The sequence below is a fragment of the Saccharothrix obliqua genome (genome assembly GCF_019375475.1).
GTDB classification, from domain to species: domain Bacteria; phylum Actinomycetota; class Actinomycetes; order Mycobacteriales; family Pseudonocardiaceae; genus Actinosynnema; species Actinosynnema obliqua.
Genome location: NZ_JAHXGQ010000003.1, coordinates 135,342 through 155,550, shown reverse-complemented (window position 1 = coordinate 155,550; position 20,209 = coordinate 135,342). Strand labels below are relative to the sequence as shown.

General features: G+C 73.1%; 17 protein-coding genes. 6 read left to right on the top strand and 11 right to left on the bottom strand.

Annotated features, from left to right (window positions below):
* The first annotated feature begins 17 nt into the window (after positions 1-17).
* A complete protein-coding gene (locus KZQ38_RS10710) occupies positions 18-902 on the top strand; it encodes a TAXI family TRAP transporter solute-binding subunit (RefSeq protein WP_219441786.1) in 885 nt (294 codons plus the stop codon).
* Between the two features lie 8 nt (positions 903-910).
* Here the strand turns inward: KZQ38_RS10710 and KZQ38_RS10705 are convergent, their stop codons facing one another.
* The 8 genes from KZQ38_RS10705 to KZQ38_RS10670 all read right to left on the bottom strand — a co-directional run bounded on the left by KZQ38_RS10705 (position 911) and on the right by KZQ38_RS10670 (position 9,302).
* A complete protein-coding gene (locus KZQ38_RS10705; RefSeq protein ID WP_219440726.1) occupies positions 911-1,483 on the bottom strand; it encodes a DUF5655 domain-containing protein in 573 nt (190 codons plus the stop codon).
* A 75-nt stretch (positions 1,484-1,558) separates the two neighbouring features.
* On the bottom strand, positions 1,559-2,524 hold the full coding sequence (locus tag KZQ38_RS10700) for a VWA domain-containing protein (protein ID WP_219440724.1): 966 nt from the start codon (positions 2,522-2,524) through the stop codon (positions 1,559-1,561).
* Positions 2,521-3,468 carry a DUF58 domain-containing protein gene (locus tag KZQ38_RS10695; protein ID WP_219440722.1) on the bottom strand — a complete coding sequence of 316 codons (948 nt, stop codon included), beginning with the start codon at positions 3,466-3,468 and terminating at the stop codon, positions 2,521-2,523. Before KZQ38_RS10695 ends, KZQ38_RS10700 begins: the two co-directional genes overlap by 4 nt.
* A complete protein-coding gene (locus KZQ38_RS10690) occupies positions 3,465-4,496 on the bottom strand; it encodes an AAA family ATPase (RefSeq protein WP_219440720.1) in 1,032 nt (343 codons plus the stop codon). Before KZQ38_RS10690 ends, KZQ38_RS10695 begins: the two co-directional genes overlap by 4 nt.
* Before the next feature lie 80 nt (positions 4,497-4,576).
* Entirely contained in the window at positions 4,577-5,155 is a 579-nt protein-coding gene (mobA, locus tag KZQ38_RS10685; protein ID WP_219440718.1) for a molybdenum cofactor guanylyltransferase, read from the bottom strand.
* Positions 5,156-5,483: 328 nt separating this feature from the next.
* On the bottom strand, positions 5,484-6,791 hold the full coding sequence (locus KZQ38_RS10680) for an NlpC/P60 family protein (protein WP_219440716.1): 1,308 nt from the start codon (positions 6,789-6,791) through the stop codon (positions 5,484-5,486).
* Between the two features lie 149 nt (positions 6,792-6,940).
* Positions 6,941-8,470 carry an AMP-binding protein gene (locus KZQ38_RS10675; RefSeq protein ID WP_219440714.1) on the bottom strand — a complete coding sequence of 510 codons (1,530 nt, stop codon included), beginning with the start codon at positions 8,468-8,470 and terminating at the stop codon, positions 6,941-6,943.
* A gap of 58 nt (positions 8,471-8,528) precedes the next feature.
* A complete protein-coding gene (locus KZQ38_RS10670; RefSeq protein ID WP_219440713.1) occupies positions 8,529-9,302 on the bottom strand; it encodes an SIR2 family NAD-dependent protein deacylase in 774 nt (257 codons plus the stop codon).
* Positions 9,303-9,433: 131 nt separating this feature from the next.
* Between KZQ38_RS10670 and KZQ38_RS10665 the strand changes: the two genes are divergently transcribed.
* From KZQ38_RS10665 to KZQ38_RS10655, 3 genes are all read left to right on the top strand, one after another.
* A complete protein-coding gene (locus KZQ38_RS10665) occupies positions 9,434-9,793 on the top strand; it encodes a hypothetical protein (RefSeq protein WP_219440711.1) in 360 nt (119 codons plus the stop codon).
* Complete coding sequence (locus KZQ38_RS10660; protein ID WP_219440709.1) at positions 9,790-11,328, top strand: flagellar basal body protein FliL; 1,539 nt, start codon at positions 9,790-9,792, stop codon at positions 11,326-11,328. Before KZQ38_RS10665 ends, KZQ38_RS10660 begins: the two co-directional genes overlap by 4 nt.
* A 97-nt stretch (positions 11,329-11,425) precedes the next feature.
* Positions 11,426-12,844 carry an FAD-dependent monooxygenase gene (locus KZQ38_RS10655; protein WP_219440707.1) on the top strand — a complete coding sequence of 473 codons (1,419 nt, stop codon included), beginning with the start codon at positions 11,426-11,428 and terminating at the stop codon, positions 12,842-12,844.
* A gap of 222 nt (positions 12,845-13,066) precedes the next feature.
* On the opposite strand, the gene KZQ38_RS10650 is transcribed toward KZQ38_RS10655, so the two are convergent.
* Positions 13,067-13,714: a hypothetical protein gene (locus tag KZQ38_RS10650; protein ID WP_219440705.1), complete on the bottom strand. Its 648-nt coding sequence runs from the start codon at positions 13,712-13,714 to the stop codon at positions 13,067-13,069.
* A complete protein-coding gene (locus tag KZQ38_RS10645; RefSeq protein ID WP_308258341.1) occupies positions 13,711-14,394 on the bottom strand; it encodes an ABC transporter ATP-binding protein in 684 nt (227 codons plus the stop codon). The genes KZQ38_RS10650 and KZQ38_RS10645 overlap by 4 nt, the downstream gene beginning before the upstream one ends.
* Positions 14,395-14,608: 214 nt before the next feature.
* Between KZQ38_RS10645 and KZQ38_RS10640 the strand changes: the two genes are divergently transcribed.
* Positions 14,609-17,422, top strand: coding sequence for an aconitate hydratase (locus KZQ38_RS10640; RefSeq protein ID WP_308258340.1), 2,814 nt, complete (start codon positions 14,609-14,611; stop codon positions 17,420-17,422).
* A gap of 86 nt (positions 17,423-17,508) precedes the next feature.
* Positions 17,509-18,657: a hypothetical protein gene (locus tag KZQ38_RS10635; protein ID WP_219440699.1), complete on the top strand. Its 1,149-nt coding sequence runs from the start codon at positions 17,509-17,511 to the stop codon at positions 18,655-18,657.
* Here the strand turns inward: KZQ38_RS10635 and KZQ38_RS10630 are convergent.
* Positions 18,591-20,147, bottom strand: coding sequence for an alpha/beta hydrolase (locus KZQ38_RS10630; protein WP_219441783.1), 1,557 nt, complete (start codon positions 20,145-20,147; stop codon positions 18,591-18,593). The genes KZQ38_RS10635 and KZQ38_RS10630 overlap by 67 nt on opposite strands.
* Positions 20,148-20,209 lie beyond the last annotated feature (62 nt).

Here is a 20,209-nt window from a genome sequence, read left to right as displayed (position 1 = left end):
CCGGCCACGCCGACGCCGTGAAGCGGCGGGTGTTCCTGCTCGGCCTGCTGGCCGCCGGGTGCGGTGCGAGCGACCCGGCCGGCGAGCTGCGCGTGGCCGCGGGCGAGAACGGCGGCATCTACTACGACTTCGCCACCCTCCTCGTCGGTCAGCTCGCGCCCGAGCTGGGCGCGCGGGTGGTGGAGACGCAGGGCAGCCTCGCGAACCTGGAGCTGCTGTCGTCCGGCGGCGCGGAGGTCGCGCTCACCCTCGCCGACGCGGCGGCCCGCGCGGACCCCGCGCCGGAACTGCGCGCCCTGGGCCGGGTGTACGAGAACTACCTGCAACTGGTGGTGCGCTCCGACGACCCGGCCCGACGCCTGACGGACCTCGCCGGCCGCACGATCTCCCTGGGCGCGGCGGGTTCCGGCGCGTCGTTGTCGGGCGAGCGGATGCTCGCCATCGCCGGGCTCACCCGCGTCCGGGTCGAGCACCTGCGGCTCGCGGAGGCCGCGCGGGCGTTGGCGGACGGCCGGATCGACGCGTTGCTGTGGTCGGGCGGCGTGCCGACGCCGGTCCTGACCCGGCTGCCCGCGATCCGGTTGCTGCCGCTGGACGAGCTGCTGAGCGGGCTGCGCCGGGCCCACGGCTCGGTCTACGAGCAGGTGCCCGTCCCCGCAGGCGTGTACGGCTCGACCCGCGAGGTGCCGACGGTCGGGGTGGCGAACCTGCTGGTGTGCCGGGCTTCCCTGCCGGACGCGGTCGCCGCGTCGGTGACCCGCACCCTGGTGTCGCGCGCGGCGGCGCTGGTGCCCGCGCAGGCGCTGGGCACGCAGTTCCTGGACGTGCGCAGCCTCATCGGCACGACCGGCCTGCCGCTGCACCCCGGCGCCGCCGCCACGTACCGCGACCTGCACGGCTGAAAGAGCCCCTACCGGTTGCCGGTGTAGGCGGCGCGCAACCAGCCGACGGTCTCGTCGTCGACGTCGTCCGCGCTGGCGATCGGCACCCGCACCGTGATGGTGTCGTTGCCCAGCGCGGTCGCGCCCTCCAGCTTCCCGCCCGGTCCGCGACCGACCAGCCGCAGCCCCAGGTCGACGCGGGTGCGGGTGGTGGCCTTGACGATGGCGAACGTGCGGCGCGGCGACACCAGCGCCACGTAGGTCTGGCGTGCCTGGACGTGCATCGGGCCGAGCAGCGCGGCCTCCGCGAGGAGCCGGTCCAGGATGGGCCGCAGCTCGGGCCGGTCCGCGTACTGGCGGTCGACCAGCTCGTTCGACGAGGCGGTCATGAACTCGGGGTAGCCGAACCGCTCCATGACCAGCAGGAGCTGCGCGTAGCCGGTGACCTCGCGCTCACGCAGCCAGGTCCGCAGCTCCAGCTCGGTGTCGATGCCCGACTCCAGCACCCGGCGGTTCCACTCCGGCACGCCCTCCCCGGTGCTGCGCCGCAGCAGGCCCACCGACCAGTCGACCATCTCGCGCCAGTTCGACACCTCGGTCATGCCCGCATCCTCCCGCGAACCGGCGGGCGCCGCCCGGGAAGCGCCACCCGGGTGATCATCACCACCGCGCGCCGATCAGGGCAGGCGCTGCCCGAGCAGCAGCGCGCCGGCGATGCCCACCAGGCCCAGCACGGTGCCCAGCACCACCCACGGCCGGCTCGCGTCGGCCTGCTTCTTCTCGTAGCCGATCTGCTCGCCCAGCGTGTCGTACACCCGCCGCAGCTCCTCGGCGCTGGCCGCCTTGAAGAACTCGCCGCCGGACAGCTGCGCGATCTCCTTCATCGAGTCGTCGTCCACCGGCACCTCCTGCCGGCGGCCCTCGATCTCGACCACGCCGTCCTCCGTGCCGAAGGAGATCGTGGAGATCGGGATGCCCGCCTTCTTGGCGTCCTCCGCCGCGTCGAACGCGCGCCGCGTGCCGACCGTCTCCTTGCCGTCGGTCATCAGCACGACCCGCGCCGGCGGTGGGCCGTCCGCGCCGCCGACGATCTTGCCGAACGAGTCGATCGCCGCCAGCGCCGCGACGATCGCGTCACCGGTCGCGGTGGACTGGGCGAGCTTCAGCGCGTCGATGCTCTGCGTCACCGCGCCCCGGTCGGTGGTCGGCGCGACGAGCACCGTGGCCGAACCGGCGAACGAGATCAGCCCCAGGTTGATGCCGGGCGTGAGGCCGTCCGCGAACGACTTCGCCGCCACCTGCGCCGCTTCCAGCCGGGACGGCCGCACGTCGGTGGCCTTCATCGACAGCGACGTGTCGACCACCAGCATCACGGTCGCCCGGTTGCGCGGCACCTTCTGCTCCGCGGTCGGACCGGCCAGCGCGACCGTCAGCAGGATGAACGCCACCAGCAGCACCGCCGCCGGCACGTGCCGCCACCAGCCCTGCCGCTTCGGCGCGACCCGTTCCAGCATGGGCAGGTTCGCGAACCGCAGCACCCGCTTGCGCAGCACCCGCTGCACCACCACGTAGCCCGCCGCGACCGCCGCGACGGCGATCAGCAGCAGGAACCACCACGGCGCGGTGAAACCCGACAGGCTCATCCGGCCACCCCTCCCGACCAGCGGCGCTTGCGGGCCACCACGAAGCGGACGGTGTCCGCGATCCAGTCCGAGTCGGTGCGCAGCACCAGGTGCCCGGCGCCCGCCTGCCGCAGCCCGGCGGCGACCGCCGCCCGGTGCTCGGCCGCCGCCGCCGCGAACTCGCGGCGCAGCAGCGGCGACGCGGTCACCTCGCGCTGCCGCCCGCTCTCCGGGTCGGCGAGCACGACCGTGCCGACCTCGGGCAGGTCGATGTCACGCGGGTCGACCACCTCGACCGCCACCAGGTCGTGCCGGGCCGACAACGCGCGCAGCGGGCGCTGCCAGTCGGTCTCGCCGAGGAAGTCGGAGAGCACCACCACGAGGCCGCGCCTGCGTGGCGGTCGGCGCAACTGCTCCAGCAGCGCCGCGAGCGAGCCGCGGGTGCCCTCCGGCGCGCGTGGCGTCTCGGCGACCCGGCGGACCAGGCCGCGCGCGTGCGCCAGGCCGCCACGCGCGGGCACCCGGACGACCTGCTCGCCGGTGGACACCAGCGCGCCGATCCGGTTGCCGCCGCCCCTGGTCAGGTGCGCCACGGCGGCCGTCGCGGCGACCACCAGGTCGCGCTTCTCGCACACCGCCGTGCCGAAGTCCAGCGACGGGGACAGGTCGATCGCGAGCCACGTCTCCAGCTCGCGGTCCGCGACCGTCTCCCGGATGTGCGGCACCGTGGTCCGGGCGGTGACCGCCCAGTCCATCCGCCGCACGTCGTCACCGGGCTGGTAGGGCCGGGCCTCACCCGGCTCCGAACCGGGACCGGGCACGAGGCCGAGGTGGTTGCCCTGGAGCAGGCCGTCGAGCCGGCGGCGGACGTCCAGCTCCAGGGTGCGCAGCGCGGCCTCCACGCGGCCCCCGGCCAGCACCGGCGGCGCCCAGCTCGGCCGCTCGGCGGGCTCTTCGGAGGTCACGGCCTACCCGCGGGCTGCGGCGCCTGCGGCCGGGCGGAGACCTGCGGCAGCGGCACGGTCTGGAGCACGCGCGTGATGATGTGGTCCAGCGGCACGCCGTCGGCCAGCGCGTCGTAGGACAGCACGAGCCGGTGGCGCAGCACGTCCGGCACGACGTCCACGATGTCCTGCGGCAGCACGTAGTCGCGGCCCCGGACCAGGGCCAGCGCGCGGGCGGCGGCGATGATGCCGAGGCTGGCGCGTGGCGACGCGCCGTACGCGACCCAGCCGGCCACGTCGTTGAGCTGGTGCTCCTTCGGCGCGCGGGTCGCGATCACCAGGCGCACCACGTAGTCCACCAGCGCGTGGTGCACGAACACCCGCGACGCGACGCCCTGGAGGCGCAGCAGCTCCTCCGGGCTGAGCACCTGGTGCGGCACGGGCGGCTCGACGCCCATCCGGTAGACGATCTCCCGCTCCTCCTCGGCCGAGGGGTACTCGACCTGGATCTTGAACAGGAAGCGGTCGCGCTGCGCCTCGGGCAGCGGGTAGACGCCCTCGTTCTCGATGGGGTTCTGGGTGGCGAGCACCAGGAACGGCGTCGGCATCGGGAACGTCCGGCCGCCGATCGACACGTGCCGCTCGGCCATGACCTCCAGCATCGCGCTCTGCACCTTGGCGGGCGCGCGGTTGATCTCGTCGGCGAGCACGAAGTTGGCCACGACGGGACCCAGCTCCACGTCGAAGCTCTCGCTGGCCTGCCGGTAGATGCGGGTGCCGAGGATGTCGGCGGGCACCAGGTCGGGGGTGAACTGGACGCGGGAGAAGGAGCCGCCGACCACGTTCGCGAACGTCTCCACGGCGAGCGTCTTGGCCACGCCGGGCACGCCTTCGAGCAGCAGGTGGCCCTTGGCCAGCAGGCCGACGAGCATCCGCTCGACCAACCGGTCCTGACCGACGATCACCCGCTTGACCTCGAACACGGTGCGTTCGAGCAACTGGGCGTCACGAGCCGGCGTGTTGGGCGCCTCGGCGGCGGGCTCGGACAACAGGTCCTCCTACGACAGGGTTGTGCGACGGTGCGCAAGTCTTCCCTGTCCCCGGTGTGACGCTTGTGAAGGGGGTCGGCTCAGCGGAGGTCCGCCGGCGTGTCCACGTCGTGCGCCTCGCCGGGCAGCGCCGGCACCCCCGCGGGGTCGAGCGGGCCGAGCACGGACCGCATCGACGAGCCACTCGGGACGGTGGGCAGCGCGGCCCGCAACGCCGCCGTCCGCCACACACCGGCGAGCCACTGCCGGTGGCCCTCCCCGTCCACCAGGACGGCGGGTCCACCCGCGGCCAGCAACCGCTCCACTGTGGACGCCGTGACGCCGGGCTGGTCCACGGCGAGCACCGCGACCCACGGCGCGCGCACGTGCGCGAGACCCGCCGCGAGCCCGGCGAGCGGCCCACCGCCGGGCGGTTCCTCGCGTGCCCACAACACGCCCGGCACGTCCTTGGCCGGGCCGACGACGACCACCCGCCCGGCGGCGCGCACGGCGTCGAGCGCGTGTGCCAGCAACGTGCGACCGCCCACCACGACGGCCGCCTTGTCCACGCCACCCAGCCTGCTGCCGCGTCCTCCGGCGAGGACCACGGCATCCCACTCGACCCCCGGGGTCCCGCCAACGGACACGGACACCGCCCTTCCCGCACGCTCAGGACCCATTGTCGCGCCGGCCGCCCGCCGGGCCGGGGCACCGGTCCCCCCGGCCCCCGGCCACCCCCTCGTCCGCCCGGCGCGGACCGGGCGCCCGCCGAACCCCCAGTCGATCGGCGGCCACCGGTCCGCGGTGGCGACCGGGCCCCGAGTGGTCGGCGGGTGCCGTCGCGGTCGCGACGGCACCCGTCGCCCCCAGTTGACCACTCGTGCCGCGCCCCACCCCTCGGGACACCGCCCGGTGCGGCCGTTCCGCCTTCCCCCATCGGTCCGGCCGCACCACCGAGAATGGCGGACGGGGCCGCAACGATTCCTGAAGGATTCTGGAATCCGCAGGTCAGAGCAGGCGGACGGCGTAGGGCATGATCCCGCCGTAACGGACCGGGGCGACGCGCACCGACGAGCCCGAGTACGGCGCCTCGATCATCATCCCGTCGCCCAGGTACAGGGCCACGTGCGTGCCGCCGCCGGGACCCCAGAACAGCATGTCGCCCCGCTGGGCCTGTGCCAACGGCACCTGGTAGCCCGCGTTGTACTGGTAACCGCTGTAGTGCGGCAGGTACACCCCGGCGCCCGCGAACGCGTACATCATCAGCCCGGAGCAGTCGAAGCCGACGCTGTAGTAGTCGCCGTACGAGTCGGCCACGCCGCCGTCCCGGATGCCGACGGTCGGCCCGTTGTAGTTGCCGCCGCCCCACGAGTAGCGGACGCCGAGGTTGGCCATGGCGCGGGCGATCACGGTCTCCACGTCGCCGCCACCGCTCGGCGGCGGGGTGATCTGCTGGGCGGGCGGCCGGTTCGGCTGCTGCGCCGGGCGCTGGGCCGCGTTGAGCGCCGCCTGCCGGGCCGCTTCCTCCTCCTCGCGCCGCTTGTCGTCGAGCCAGCTGTTGTACTGCGCGCGCTGACCCTCCAACCCCTGCACGGCGGTCAACGCCTGCGTCAGCTCGCCCTCGACCCGGCTCCGGTCGCCCTCGATCGCCGCCGCCTGACCGGCCTGCGCCTGCTGTGCCCGCACGGCGGACTGCTGAGCGTCGTCGGCGTCGCGCCGGGCCTGCTCGGCGGCGGCCTGCTTCTCGTTCGCCAGGTCCAGCGCGGCGCGGGCGGCGGAGTCCTTGTTGGCCAGCTCCGAGCGCGCCCGCTCCACGTCGTCCAGGGCGTTCAGCCCCGAGTCGCCGACCGCGGCGAGCAGTTGCGCGCGGGCCAGCAGGTCCTCCGGGCTGGACGCGCCGAAGTACGCCGACAGCGAGCCGATGGTGCTGCCCTGCTGGAAGCTCGCGGCGGCGAAGTCGTCCAGCTCCGCGCGGGACTCCTCGACGGCCCGGCCGGCGGCGTCGGCCTCGGTGCGGGCCGCGTCGGCGTCCTCCTTGGCCCGGACCGCCTCGTGCTGGGCGTTCTCCAGGTCGACGCGTGCCTTGTTGGCCAGCTCCATCTTGAAGGCGACGTCGTCGGTGAGCCTGCGCAGCTCGGCCTCCGCCGCGGTGAGCTGCCCGGTCAGCTCACCGACCCGCGCGGCCTTCGCGTCGGCCTCGGCCCGGCCCGCCGTGATCTGGTCGTCGCTCGGGTTCGGCGGGGGCGGCGGCACCGCCGAGGCGGTACCCGGGAACAGCACCAGCGCCACGACCACGGCCGCCACCCATCGCGCCACGACAAGCCTCCCCGCCCGCTCGGACCACCCGGATTACACCGAATGGCGCTACCCGGTCACGTTCCGAGACTGTGCCACTTCAACACCAAGGTTTCCAATTGACCCCGCAAGAACTTCAGCCACATGGGTCACACCGGGGAGTCCTTGATCTACTTTGCGTCGCCCTCCCGCTCCGCCCAGTAGGGCTCGCGCAGCCGGAACTTCTGGACCTTGCCGGTGGCGGTGCGCGGGATGGCGTCCCGGAACTCGACGGACGTCGGCGCCTTGAACCCGGCGAGCCGCGCCTTGCAGTGCGCGATCAGCTCCGCCTCGGTCACCGACGCGCCCGCGGCGGGCACGACCAGCGCCTTGATCGTTTCACCCCACTTCTCGTGCGGCACCCCGATCACCGCCGCCTCCGCGACCGCCGGGTGCGTGAACAGGGCGTCCTCGACCTCGATGGACGACACGTTCTCGCCGCCGGTGATGATCACGTCCTTCTTGCGGTCGGAGATGGTCAGGAAGCCCTCGTCGTCGAGCGACCCGCCGTCACCGGTGTGGAACCAGCCGTCCGCGACGGCCTCGTCGGTCGCCTCCTCGTTCCGCCAGTACCCGGCCATGACGTGGTTGCCGCGAGCCAGCACCTCGCCGTCCTCGGCGATCCGCAACCGCACCCCGATGCCCGGCGCGCCCGCCCGGGACAGCTTGCGCGCGCGCTCGTCGGCGGGCAGGTCGTCGTCCCCCGGCCGGGTGCGGTTGAAGGTGAGCAGCGGCGACGTCTCGGTCAGGCCGTAGAGCTGGAGGAACTCCCAGCCGAGTTCGTCGCCGACGCGGGCGATGGTGCGGCTCGGCGGCGGCGCACCGGCGCAGACGACGCGCACCCGGCCCCGGCCGGGCACCTCGCCCTCCCAGGACCGGGCGGCGTCCAGGACGGCGTTCCACACGGCGGGCGCGCCGCACATCAACGTGACGCCGTGGTCGCGCACGCGGCGCAGGATCTCGGTCCCGTCGACCTTGCGGAGCACCACCTGCGGCACGCCCAGCCCCGCCAGCCCGTAGGGCATTCCCCAGCCGTTGCAGTGGAACATCGGCAGGACGTGCAGGTAGACGTCGCGCTCCCAGGCGCGGGCGTGCAGGGCGAACGTGACGGCGTTGAGCCAGATGTTGCGGTGGGTCATCCGGACGCCCTTGGGGCGGGCCGTCGTGCCGGACGTGTAGTTGAGGGTGGCGGTGGCGTCCTCGTCGGGCGACGACCACGGGCGCGGCTCGGTGTCGAAGCGGAGCAGGGCGTCGCTCTCGTCGCCGAGCGTGAACCGGTGCGGCGCGGTGACGCCCGGGAGGTCCAGCCCGGGGTCGACGAAGAGCACCGACGCGCCGCTGTGCTCGACGATGTAGGACACCTCGTCGGACTTCAGGCGGAAGTTGACCGGCACGCAGACCCGTCCGCTCGCGGGCGCCGCGTGCAGCAGTTCGAGCAGCCGGGCGGAGTTGGGGCTGACGACGGCGACCCGCTCGCCCTCGCCGACGCCGAGGGCGTCGAGGCCCGCCTGCCAGGCGCGGACGCGGTCGGCGAACGCGGCGTAGGTGGTGGTGGGGACGGGCGGCGCGGGTTGGTCGGGCTCGTCCACGGTGGCGGTGGTGTCCGCGAAGACTTGCGCGGCACGGTCGAGGAAATCAGCGACGGTAAGTGGTACGCGCATGCACCGTGACGTTATCCCCGACCACGGGGAGTGGCTACCGCGTCGCTCGGGGTCGCGCTCACCAGGTGCTGGGGTCGCCCCACGTCCGGAGCGGCCCGTCGGCCACCACGGGCACCGCCACCAGTTCCGGCAACGACACCCCGACCGGTCCCCGCGCGATCGCCGCCGCCACCCCGTCGTACGGCGTCGCCTCGTCGTTGCAGATCACCACGGCCGCGCCGACACCCGCCGCGAGGCCGACCAACCCGGCCGCCGGCTCGACCAGCAGCGAGGTGCCCGCCACCAGCAGCACCTCGCAGTCGAGCACCGCCGCCCGCGCCGCACGCAGCACGTCCGGGTCCAACGGCCGGCCGAACGCCACCGTGGTCGACCGCAGGACACCGCCGCACACGAGGCACCGCGGATCGGGGTCGCCCGCGCGGAGCCGGTCCAGGGCCGCCGGCATCGACCCGACCGCACCGCACTCGACGCACACCGTCCCCCACAGCGACCCGTGCAGCTCGACCACCGCCGACGACCCGGCGCGCTGGTGCAGCCCGTCGACGTTCTGGGTCAGCAGCGCCCGCACGCGACCGTCGTGCTCCAGGCGGGCCAGCGCCCGGTGCGCCGCGTTCGGCTCGGCCGTCCACACCGGGTGCGCGAGCCGGGTCCGCCACACCTCCCGCCGCACGGCCGGGTCGCCCAGGTAGCCGTCGAGGTCGAACTCGCGCCCGAGCGCCGTCCACACCCCGCCCGGGCCGCGGAAGTCGGGGATGCCGGACTCGGTCGACACCCCGGCGCCCGTCAGCACGGTGATCCGCCGCGCCGCGGCCATCACGCCCCGTGCGTCCATTCCCCCACCATTCCACGCCACCGGTTTGCGAGCATGGCCACGTGCGCAGGACATGGGGTGCGGTGGTCGGGGTTGTCGGCTTGGTCACAACCGTGGTGGGGACTTTCCTGCCGTGGCTGCGTTCCGGGACCGTGGACAGGGACAGTTACCAGGTGCTCGCGCTGCGTGGTTTCGCGGGCTTGGACGGTGCGGCGGGCGAGCTGGTCCGGGTGGGTTGGGTGGCCCTGACCCCGTTGGCCGTGTGCTGCGTGGTGCTCTGGTTGTTCCGTCTTCCTCGAATTTCCGCGTGCTTGGCGTTGCTGTTTGGCACGATCGCGGGAACGGTGGCGACCCTTGCCGCCGTCCAAGGGGGCAACGAGGGAGCGATGGTCGGGATCAGCCTGACCGGACCGGTCGTCACCCTCGGTGGTGCCGTGCTGGGGATCGCGGGGGCGATCACCGTGCTCACCGCGAACACCCGCACAGCGATCAGTCCAGGAGGAGCACCGTGACCTACCCAGGTGGCGGCGGAGGCGAATGGCCACCGCAGAACAACCCGTACGGCCAGCCGCAGCAGGGCGGCTACCCGCAGCAGCAGCCGGGTCACGGCCAGCAGCCGGGCGGCTACCCGCAGCCGGGTTTCCCGCAGGAAGGGTTCCCGCAGCAGGGTTTCCCGCAGACGGGACCCCAGCCGCAGCAGGGTTTCCCGCAGCAGGGCTTCCCGCAGCAGGGTTTCCCGCAGACCGGGCCGCAGGGCTTCCCGCAGCAGGGTTACGGCCAGCAGCCCTACGGGCAGCAGCCGTTCGGCTACCCGGGCGGCGAACCGCCGAAGAAGAAGCGGACCGGGCTGGTCATCACGGCGCTGGTCGCCGTCGTCGTGCTGGCGGCGGGCACCTTCTTCACGGTGCGCGCGCTGCGCGACTCCGACTCCGTCGCCGCCGGCTCCGACACCCCGCAGGTCGCCGCGAACAACCTGTTGAGCGCGCTGGGCAGCGGTGACGTGCTGGGCATCATGAACGGCCTGGCGCCCGCCGAGGCGAAGCTGTCGAAGGACTACACCGAGGCCACCGTCAGCGAGGCCAAGCGGCTGGAGATCCTGAAGCAGGACGCGGACCCGCAGAAGATCAGCGGCGTCCAGATCAAGAGCGAGGGCGTCAAGTTCGACGAGGCCGCCGCCGAGAAGGTCAACGACCACATCACCATCAACAAGGTGATCGAGGGCCGGATCACCGTCACGTCGGACGTCAAGCAGATCCCGTTGACCGACAAGCTGGTCAAGGCGCTGGGCGCGAAGCTCGACCAGGAGCCCGAGACCGAGACGCTCGACTTCGCCAAGGAGAAGGAGAAGCGCAAGGGCAAGCCGATCGGCATCGCGACGATCAAGGTCGGCGACGAGTGGTACCCGTCGCTGTTCTACACGATCGCCAACGCGGCGCTGGAGGAGGAAGACCTCAAGTGGCCCGCGCAGGGCATCGCGCCGGCCGGCGCGGACTCCGCCGCGGCGGCGGCCAAGGGCATCGTGGAGAAGGCGCTCGCCGGTGACATCAAGGGCGTCATCGCGTTGCTGCCGCCGGACGAGATGGGCGTGCTCCAGGACGTCGGCCCGGTGATCGTGGACCAGGTCGGCCGGGTGCCGAGCACCGGCGCGAAGCTGGTCGAGCTGGAGACCGACGAGAAGGACGTCAAGGGCGGCAAGCAGTTGACGATCCGCAAGGTCGTCGTGGACATCCAGGGCAGCAAGGGCGAGGTCTCCCGGGACGGCGACTGCTACACCGTGAAGGCGGACGGCCGGTCGCAGAAGCTGTGCGCCGACGAGATCGCGCAGCTCGTCCAGCAGCAGGGCGGCCGGAACACGCCGCCCGCCGCGGTGGACGTGATCGCCCGCGTCGGCTCGCAGGTGCTGAAGGACGGTCTCGGCGTCGTCGTGACCGAAGTGGACGGCAAGTGGTACGTCAGCCCGTTCCGCACCTACAGCGAGGTGTTCCTGACCCTGATGCGTGGTCTGGAGCCCAAGGACATCGACGAGCTGCTCAAGCTCGCCAAGTAACACCACGCGCGACAGCCCCCGCCGGTGTGCCGGCGGGGGCTGTCGCGTGCCCGGGGTCTGACACGTGGTTGACACGCGCGGCGGTGACAGTGGGGCCATGGACGCAGAAGTGCTGATCGTGGGTGCCGGTCCGACCGGCCTCGCCCTGGCCGTCGACCTGGCGCGCCGGGGTGTCGACCACCGCGTGGTGGACCGCGCCGCCGGTCCTTTCCCCGGCTCGCGCGGCAAGGGGCTGCAACCGCGCTCGGTCGAGGTGCTGCACGACCTGGGCGTGGAGGTCTTGGTCGCGGACCGCCCGCGGTTCCGGGCCTATGACGGCGCGCGGGTCGTGGCCGAGTGGGACCCGCACGAGGGGCGCGTACCGACGCCCGCCACGCCGTTCCCGAGCACCGTGCTGATCCCGCAGTTCCGGGTGGAGGCCATGCTCCGGGCGCGGCTCGCGGAGCTGGGTGGCGCGGTGGAGTACGGCGTGGAGGTGAGCGGGTTCGAGCAGGACGCGACCGGCGTGACCGCTGTCGTGGGCGGTGACCGGGTGCGCGTGGCGTACCTGGTCGGCTGCGACGGCGGGCGCAGTTCCGTCCGCAAGGCGCTCGGTGTCGGGTTCGCCGGCGAGACGTGGGACGACCAGCGGATGGTGGTCGGCGACGTGCGGCTGACCGGCCTGGACCGCGACCACTGGCACACGTGGCCGCACTCGCCCGCCGGGATGATCGGCCTGTGCCCGTTGCCCGGCACGGATTTGTACCAGCTCCAGGCGCAGGCGGACGTGGAGCCGTCGTTGGAGGTGTTGCGCGCGCTGGTGCGTGAGCGCACCGGGCGGGATGACGTCGTGGTGCGGGAGGCGACGTGGATGTCGTTGTACCGGGCCAACGTGCGCATGGTCGACCGGTTCCGGGTGGGGCGGGTGTTCCTGGCGGGCGACGCGGCGCACGTCCACTCCCCCGCGGGCGCGCAGGGCATGAACACCGGCATCCAGGACGCCTACAACCTGGGCTGGAAGCTGGCCGCCGTGCTGACCGGCGCGGGTGCCGAACTGCTGGACACCTACGAGGCCGAGCGCCTGCCGGTCGCGGCACGCGTGCTGGGGCTGTCGAGCGACCTGCACCGCCAGGTGGCAGACCCCGACGTGCGACCGGGCACGCGCCCGGAGGAGGTGTTCCAGTTGGGCGTGAGCTACCGGGGTGGTCCGTTGGCGGGTGTCGGCGAACGGGCGGGTGACCGCGCGCCGGACGCGCCGTGCGAGTTGTCAGACGGCACGCCGACCACGGTGTTCAATCTGCTGCGCGGCCCGGAGTTCGTCGTGCTGGGTTTGGGGGTGGATGACGCCTTGGCGATGGTGCGGGACGCGCATCCGTACGTGCGGACGTACTCCGTGGTCGACGTGGCGGGTCACGTGGAGGCGGGTTACGGCGTGGTCGCGCCCGGGTTGGTGTTGGTGCGGCCGGACGGTCACGTGGCACTGACCACAGCCGATGCGTCGGTCGTGGTTGCCTACCTGGACCAGGTGCTGGGGTAGGGCGTGCCCGGCAACGGCGCTCACGGCTCATGGCGAGACGATGACAAACCGACCGAAACCCACCCCGCTCGCGGTGAAGTCACAGGTCAACAAGTGTCTTCCCCGCGCAGGCGGGGGTGGTCCGCTGCGCCGTGCGGCCGAGATCCCCGCCGCCGCGTCTTCCCCGCGCAGGCGGGGTCCGAAGGTCTGGGACCGGCCCCGGGCCGACGTCCGCCCGAGGCGCTAATCCCGGCGTGGGCCGAGGGTGCGCGAGACCACCGTCGACGCGACCAGCAGCACGACCGCGCACACCCCCGACACCACGAGGTTCGGCACCAGGTCGTGCTCACGCCCGAGCGCACCCAGCACGTTCCCGATCGGCGGCACCTGGCCGAACAGGAACGCGGCCACCGCCAGCGCCGCCGCGGTCAGTGCCGACCACCCGTGCCGGGTGATCACCGGGCGCGCGCAGAGCACGCCGACGCCCACGCCGGTCAGCCCGCACACCAGGAGGGCGGCGAACCCGAGCACGACCACCGCCACCGGATAGGGCCGCGGCTGGACGAGCGGCGGCACGACCGCCGCCGCCAGCGCCACAGCCGTGACCGCCAGGCACGACAGCAACGTCACGGCCGCCTGCGCACGCCCCCACCCACCCGCCGCCACGACGGTCACCGCCCGCCGCACCGGGTCCTCGGAGGTGGCGATCACGACCGTCAACCAGACGGCCGCCGGGTAGAGGAACGCGCACGACCCCGCGTACGCGGACAACGGCGGCCCCGCGTCGCCCGCGTTGAACATCGCCAGCACCGCCCCGTACACCAGCAGGGGCGGCAGGAAGCGCTGACCACGCAGCACGTCCGCGAGCAGGTACCGCACCAGGTAGCTCACGACCGCACGCTCCGCACCGAGCAGCCCAGCCGCAGCGCCTCGGCCAGCAACCGGTCGCTGTGGCCGGGCTCGACCTCCACCCGCGCGCCGCCGCCGACCGCGCGGGCGTCGCGCACGCCGTCCAGCGCCGCGATCCGCGCCAGCGCCTCGCCCACCCGGTCGAGTTCGACCACGACGCCTCCAGGCCCCGCACCCAGCGGCACGCGGCGCGCACCGGGCAGGTCGTGGCCGTGGTGGTCGGTGACCAGCACGGCGCACCCGCTCGCGGCCACGAGGTCGACGAGCACGGCGCCCGCCGCGGCGTCCAGGCCGGACCACGGCTCGTCCAGCACCAGCAGGTCGGTCGCGGTCAGAGCCTGGGCCAGCGCGATCTTCTGGGTGTTGCCCTTGGACAGGGTGGCCATCGGCGCGTCCGGGTCGCCGACGAAGCCCAGCGCCTCCACCAGGTCCCACCGGGCGGCCACGCCGCGCACGCCCGCGAGCAGGCGCAGGTAGTCGCGGGCGGGCAGCTTCACGCCGGTCGGGAAGCGCTCGGGCAGGTAGCCGACGGAACGCGGCCGGGTCACGCGGCCCGCCGAGGGCCTGCTCAACCCGGCGGCGATCCGCAGGAGGGTCGACTTACCGGTGCCGTTACCGCCCGTGACGACGACCGGCTCACCCGGCTCCACCACCAGTGTCACGTCCCGCAGCACCCACGGGCCCCGCCCGTAGCGCTTACCGATTCGATCAAGGCGCACCACGGGTGTGATGATCCCCCGAGCTACGTGGGGCCGGCTTGAAGCCGAATACAGGACACGCGTACTGTTTAGGGCGAGAGGGCGCCGCGCCCCAGGGTGCGGAAGACTCACCAGCAGTTCCCAAACCGACTTCGCGCGTCACCAGATGGAGTTTCACGTGACTGCACCAGCTAGCAAGGACAGCTTCGGCGCCCGCGGCACGCTCACCGTGGGGGACTCCTCGTACGAGGTGTTCCGGCTGAGCGCGGTCGAGGGCGCCGAGCGGCTGCCGTACAGCTTGAAGATCCTGCTGGAGAACCTGCTGCGGACCGAGGACGGCGCGAACATCACCGCCGACCACGTGCGCGCGCTGGGCAAGTGGGATCCGTCCGCCGAACCGAACACCGAGATCCAGTTCACCCCGGCCCGCGTGGTCATGCAGGACTTCACCGGCGTGCCGTGCGTGGTGGACCTGGCGACCATGCGCGAGGCCGTCACCCAGCTCGGCGGCGACCCGGCGAAGGTCAACCCGCTCGCGCCCGCCGAGCTGGTCATCGACCACTCGGTGATCGCCGACATCTTCGGCCGCCCGGACGCGTTCGAGCTGAACGTGGACCTGGAGTACCAGCGCAACAAGGAGCGCTACCAGTTCCTGCGCTGGGGCCAGACCGCGTTCGACGAGTTCAAGGTCGTCCCGCCCGGCACCGGCATCGTGCACCAGGTCAACATCGAGCACCTGGCACGCGTGGTGATGGTCCGCAACGGGCAGGCGTACCCGGACACGCTGGTGGGCACCGACTCCCACACCACCATGGTCAACGGCATCGGCGTGCTCGGCTGGGGCGTCGGCGGCATCGAGGCGGAGGCGGCCATGCTCGGCCAGCCGGTCTCCATGCTGATCCCGCGCGTGGTCGGCTTCAAGCTGAACGGCGAGCTGCCCGCCGGCGCGACCGCCACCGACCTGGTGCTGACCATCACCGAGATGCTGCGCAAGCACGGCGTGGTCGGCAAGTTCGTGGAGTTCTACGGCTCCGGCGTCGGCGCGGTGCCGCTGGCCAACCGCGCCACCATCGGCAACATGAGCCCCGAGTTCGGCTCCACCTGCGCGATCTTCCCGATCGACGCCGAGACCATCGACTACCTCAAGCTCACCGGCCGCACCGACGAGCAGCTCGCGCTGGTCGAGGCGTACGCCAAGGAGCAGGGCCTGTGGCACGACCCGGCCCGCGAGCCGGTGTACTCCGAGACGCTGGAGCTGGACCTGTCGACGGTCGTCCCGTCGATCGCCGGCCCGAAGCGCCCGCAGGACCGCATCGAGCTGACCGCCGCCAAGGCCGCGTTCCGGCAGGCGCTGGGCGCGTACGTGACCAACACCGAGGACGACACCAAGTCCAACGTGGACGAGGCCGTGGAGGACACCTTCCCGGCCAGCGACCCGACCGCGGTGGCCGACGGCGACGCGGGCGGCGCGCCACGCGTGGTGCACACCGCCGCCGAGGGCGCGCAGGGCCGCCCGTCCAACCCGGTCAAGGTGACCGTGGACGGCAACGAGTTCGAGCTGGACCACGGCGCGGTCGCGATCGCCGCGATCACCTCGTGCACCAACACGTCCAACCCGTCGGTGATGATCGGCGCGGCGCTGCTCGCGAAGAAGGCCGTGGAGAAGGGCCTGGACCGCAAGCCGTGGGTGAAGACCACCCTCGCGCCGGGCTCCAAGGTCGTCATGGACTACTACGAGCGCGCGGGTCTGCTGCCGTACCTGGAGAAGCTGGGCTTCCACCTGGTCGGCTACGGCTGCACCACGTGCATCGGCAACTCCGGCCCGCTCCAGGACGAGATCTCGGCGGGCATCGGCCACGGCGACCTCGCCGCCGTGTCGGTGCTGTCCGGCAACCGGAACTTCGAGGGCCGGATCAACCCCGACATCAAGATGAACTACCTCGCGTCCCCGCCGCTGGTGGTGGCCTACGCGCTGGCCGGTTCGATGGACAAGGACATCACCACCGAGCCGCTGGGCACCGACCAGAACGGCGAGCCGGTGTACCTGGCCGACATCTGGCCGTCGCCGCAGGAGGTCTCCGAGGTCGTCGCGTCCGCGATCTCCCCGGAGGGCTTCACCAAGGGCTACGCGGACGTGTTCGCGGGCGACCAGCGCTGGCAGTCGCTGCCCACGCCGACCGGCAACACCTTCGAGTGGGACGCCCAGTCCACCTACGTGCGCAAGCCCCCGTACTTCGAGGGCATGGAGATGGAGCCGAAGCCGGTCACCGAGATCAGCGGCGCACGCGTGCTGGCGCTGCTCGGCGACTCGGTCACCACCGACCACATCTCCCCGGCCGGCGCGATCAAGGCCGACTCGCCCGCGGGCAAGTACCTGACCGAGCACGGCGTGGAGCGCAAGGACTTCAACTCCTACGGCTCGCGGCGCGGCAACCACGAGGTGATGATCCGCGGCACGTTCGCGAACATCCGCCTGCGCAACCTGCTGCTGGACGACGTCCAGGGCGGTTTCACCCGCGACTTCCTGACCGAGGGCGCGCCGCAGACCACCATCTACGACGCGTCGGTGGCCTACGCCGAGGCGGGCGTGCCGCTGGTGGTGCTGGCGGGCAAGGAGTACGGCTCGGGCTCGTCGCGCGACTGGGCCGCGAAGGGCACCTCGCTGCTGGGCGTGCGTGCCGTGATCGCCGAGTCGTTCGAGCGCATCCACCGGTCGAACCTGATCGGCATGGGCGTGCTGCCGCTCCAGTTCCCGGAGGGCTCCACGGCCGCCGACCTCGGCCTGGACGGCACGGAGACGTTCGACTTCACCGGCATCACCGCCCTCAACAACGGCGAGACGCCGCGCACCGTGCACGTGGTCGCCACCAAGGGCGACGGCGCGAAGGTGGAGTTCGACGCGGTCGTCCGCATCGACACCCCCGGTGAGGCCGACTACTACCGCAACGGCGGCATCATGCAGTACGTGCTGCGCAAGATGGTCCGCAGCTAGTAGCCGATCGAACGCGAAAGGGCCGCCCACCACCCCGGTGGGCGGCCCTTCGCCCGTCTGTCGCCGGATCCGCGAGGGGTGAGTCGGTGGTGGCTTGGCTGCCGTTGGTGTTATCGGGCCTGCTGGCCGAGTTGTGGGAGTACGGGCCGCTGGTGGGCGTCGTGGCGCTGCTCGGCGCGGCCTGGCTGCTGCGGGACGCGCGGCTGGTCGCGGCGGACGCGGTGTTCGCCGTCGCGGTGGTCTACGGGGTGTCGCCGCTGCCCGCCGCGGTGGCGTTCGCGGGCGCGGTGGTGCTGGCCGCGCACGACCTGCACGCACGCCGGCCCGGCGCGTGGTTCCCGCTGCTGACGGCGGGCCTGGTCGTCCTGGTGGGGTGGCTCGGTTCGCTCTGGTTGGCGGACCGGCCGTTCCGGGCGTGGCGGCCGGAGGCCCCGGCGTACCGCACGACCGAGCCGGCGTGGGCGAGCGCCGACGACTTCACCCGTGCGCCGGACCTGCCGGTCGTGCTGCCCTACGCGGTGGCCGCCGTGCTGCTCGCCGGCGCGGCGGTGCTGCTGGGCCGGCGGCGTGAGTGGGCGGCGCTGGTCGCGGTCGGCCTGCTGAGCGCGGTGTGGGAACAGGGGCCGCCGGCCGGGGTCGTCGTGCTGACCGCGCTCGCGGGCGCGTGGCGGAGTCCCCGGCTGGCCGCCGCGACGGCCGTGTTCGGGGTGGCGGCGTGGTTCGAGCCGCAGCCGTTCCCGGTCCTGGTGGCGTTGGCCGCCGCCCTGCTGCTGGCCGCGCACGACCGGCACGCGCACCGGCCCGGCGCGTGGTTCCCGTTGCTGGCGACGGGCCTGGGGCTGGTGACGGCCACGCTGGACGCGCGCCCGCTGAACCCGCCCGATGCGTTCGGCTGGTTCCCCTACGCGGAGTTCACGCTGGAGAACCACGAGATGAGCGCGGTGACCGCCGTCGCGGTCACGATGACCGCCGAGGTGCACATGTCGCGCGTGTTGGCGGTCGTCGTCGCGATGGGGCTGGCGCTGTGGGCCTGGCGGACACGTGACCTGCTGGTGCTCGCGGTCGCCGCCGCTCACCTGGCCGCCGCCTGGTACCTGCCGGGCCGCCCGGAACCGGTGGTGGTGGCCGGTGCGGCCGTCGCGTGGGTGCGCGACGGCCGCACCGCCGCTCAGAACGGCTGGACGTCGGGCTGGAAGACCTGCCCGTCCGCCGGGACCCTGAGGTTCACCAGGTAGTCGGTGACCGCGGTGTCCACGCCCGCGCTGTCACCGAGGACGCAGTGCCCGAACGAGTCCACCGAGAGGAGCCGCGCGTTGCCCAGTTGGCGGGCCATCCGCTGCGCGAACCGGTACTGCGTCGCCGGGTCGTAGTAGTTGCCCACGACCACCACCGGGTTCGGCGTGCGCTTGTGCCACGGGCCCGCGTACCTGTCGGGGTGCGGCACCGGCCACGACGCGCAGGTCAGCAGGTCCGCCGTCGCCTGACCGCGGCCGAACGTGGGTGATTCGCGCTCCCACCGCGCGGCCACCGCCGGGTACCGCTCCGGGTTGCGCGGGAACGGCTTGTCGGAGCAGTTCACGCCGAAGTACGCGTCGTCGTCCACGTACTCCGCGGCGGGCGCGATCCCCACGCGCATGTCGGCCAGGCCGCGCTTGGTCGCCGACGGCACGTCGAGCACCGGCGCGCCGGCCCGCGTCGCGGCGGACGGGAGCGCCGCGTCGTGGACGGCCCGCAACCAGGCCGCGAGCGCCTTGAACACGGCCGGTGAGTACAGGGCGCCACCGACCCGGCTGCTGAAGTCCGCCAGGGTCACCACCTCACCGGACGGCAACGTCACCGGTCCCCCGCGCAGCGCGTCGCGGGTCGCGTCGAACTTCGCGCGCGGGTCGCCGTCGCTGAAGGCGCACTTCTCGCCCTCGGTGTCGCAGCGCTTCAGGAACGCGTCGAGCGCCAGCTCGAAGCCCTGCGCGCGCTGCCGGTCGTACTCCGGGCCGTCGGAGGTGCGCAGCGCCGGGTCGACGTTGCCGTCCAGCACGAGCGCGCGCGACCGCTCCGGGAACAGGTTGGCGTAGGTCGCGCCGAGCAGCGTGCCGTAGGAGAAGCCGACGAAGTTGAGGCTCTTGTCGCCCACGCCCGCGCGGAACAGGTCGAGGTCGCGTGCCACGTCCTCGGTGGAGATGTGCTTGAGCAGCGGACCCGCGTTGCGGCGGCACGCGTCGGTGTAGTCCTCGGTGGCGTCCATGGTGCCGCGGATCTCGGCCCTGGTCAGCGGCAGCGGCAGGATCCGGCCGTTGACCTCGTCGGCCTCCTCCTGGGTCCGGAAGCACCGCAGCGGCGCGCTGCGGGCGACGCCGCGCGGGTCGAACCCGATCAGGTCGAACCGCCGCAGGACCTCCGGCTGGAGGAACGAGCCGGCGCGCACGGGGTGGTAGAGCCCGGGACCACCGGGGCCACCGGGGTTCAGGAACAGCGAGCCGATCCGGTTGGCCGGATCGGTCGCGGGCAGCTTCAACATCGCGATGGTGATCTTCTCGCCGCGTGGTTCGCGGTGGTCCAGCGGCACGGGGTGGTTCGCGCAGGTGACCCGGTCCCGCAGCTCGACGGGGACCAGGCCCAGCACGTCCTCGGCGCACTTCTCCCACCGCACCGGTGCGGCTCCCCGGTCGTGCCGGGCGGCGGCGGTGCCGGTCGCCGCGAGGCCGGACACGGCGGTGCCCAGGACCATCGCGACGACCAGCGCTCTGCTCGCAGACTTCACGGCTGGTGCTCCTCACGTTTCCAGCACCG

What these genes read in the sequence shown, in the direction of transcription:
- KZQ38_RS10700 (WP_219440724.1), bottom strand. Translation starts at nt 2,524, where the DNA reads ATGAGCCTGTCGGGTTTCACCGCGCCGTGGTGGTTCCTGCTGCTGATC.
- KZQ38_RS10655 (WP_219440707.1), top strand. Translation starts at nt 11,426, where the DNA reads ATGGACGCAGAAGTGCTGATCGTGGGTGCCGGTCCGACCGGCCTCGCC.
- KZQ38_RS10670 (WP_219440713.1), bottom strand. Translation starts at nt 9,302, where the DNA reads ATGGACGCACGGGGCGTGATGGCCGCGGCGCGGCGGATCACCGTGCTG.
- mobA (WP_219440718.1), bottom strand. Translation starts at nt 5,155, where the DNA reads ATGGGTCCTGAGCGTGCGGGAAGGGCGGTGTCCGTGTCCGTTGGCGGG.
- KZQ38_RS10705 (WP_219440726.1), bottom strand. Translation starts at nt 1,483, where the DNA reads ATGACCGAGGTGTCGAACTGGCGCGAGATGGTCGACTGGTCGGTGGGC.
- KZQ38_RS10630 (WP_219441783.1), bottom strand. Translation starts at nt 20,147, where the DNA reads ATGGTCCTGGGCACCGCCGTGTCCGGCCTCGCGGCGACCGGCACCGCC.
- KZQ38_RS10675 (WP_219440714.1), bottom strand. Translation starts at nt 8,470, where the DNA reads ATGCGCGTACCACTTACCGTCGCTGATTTCCTCGACCGTGCCGCGCAA.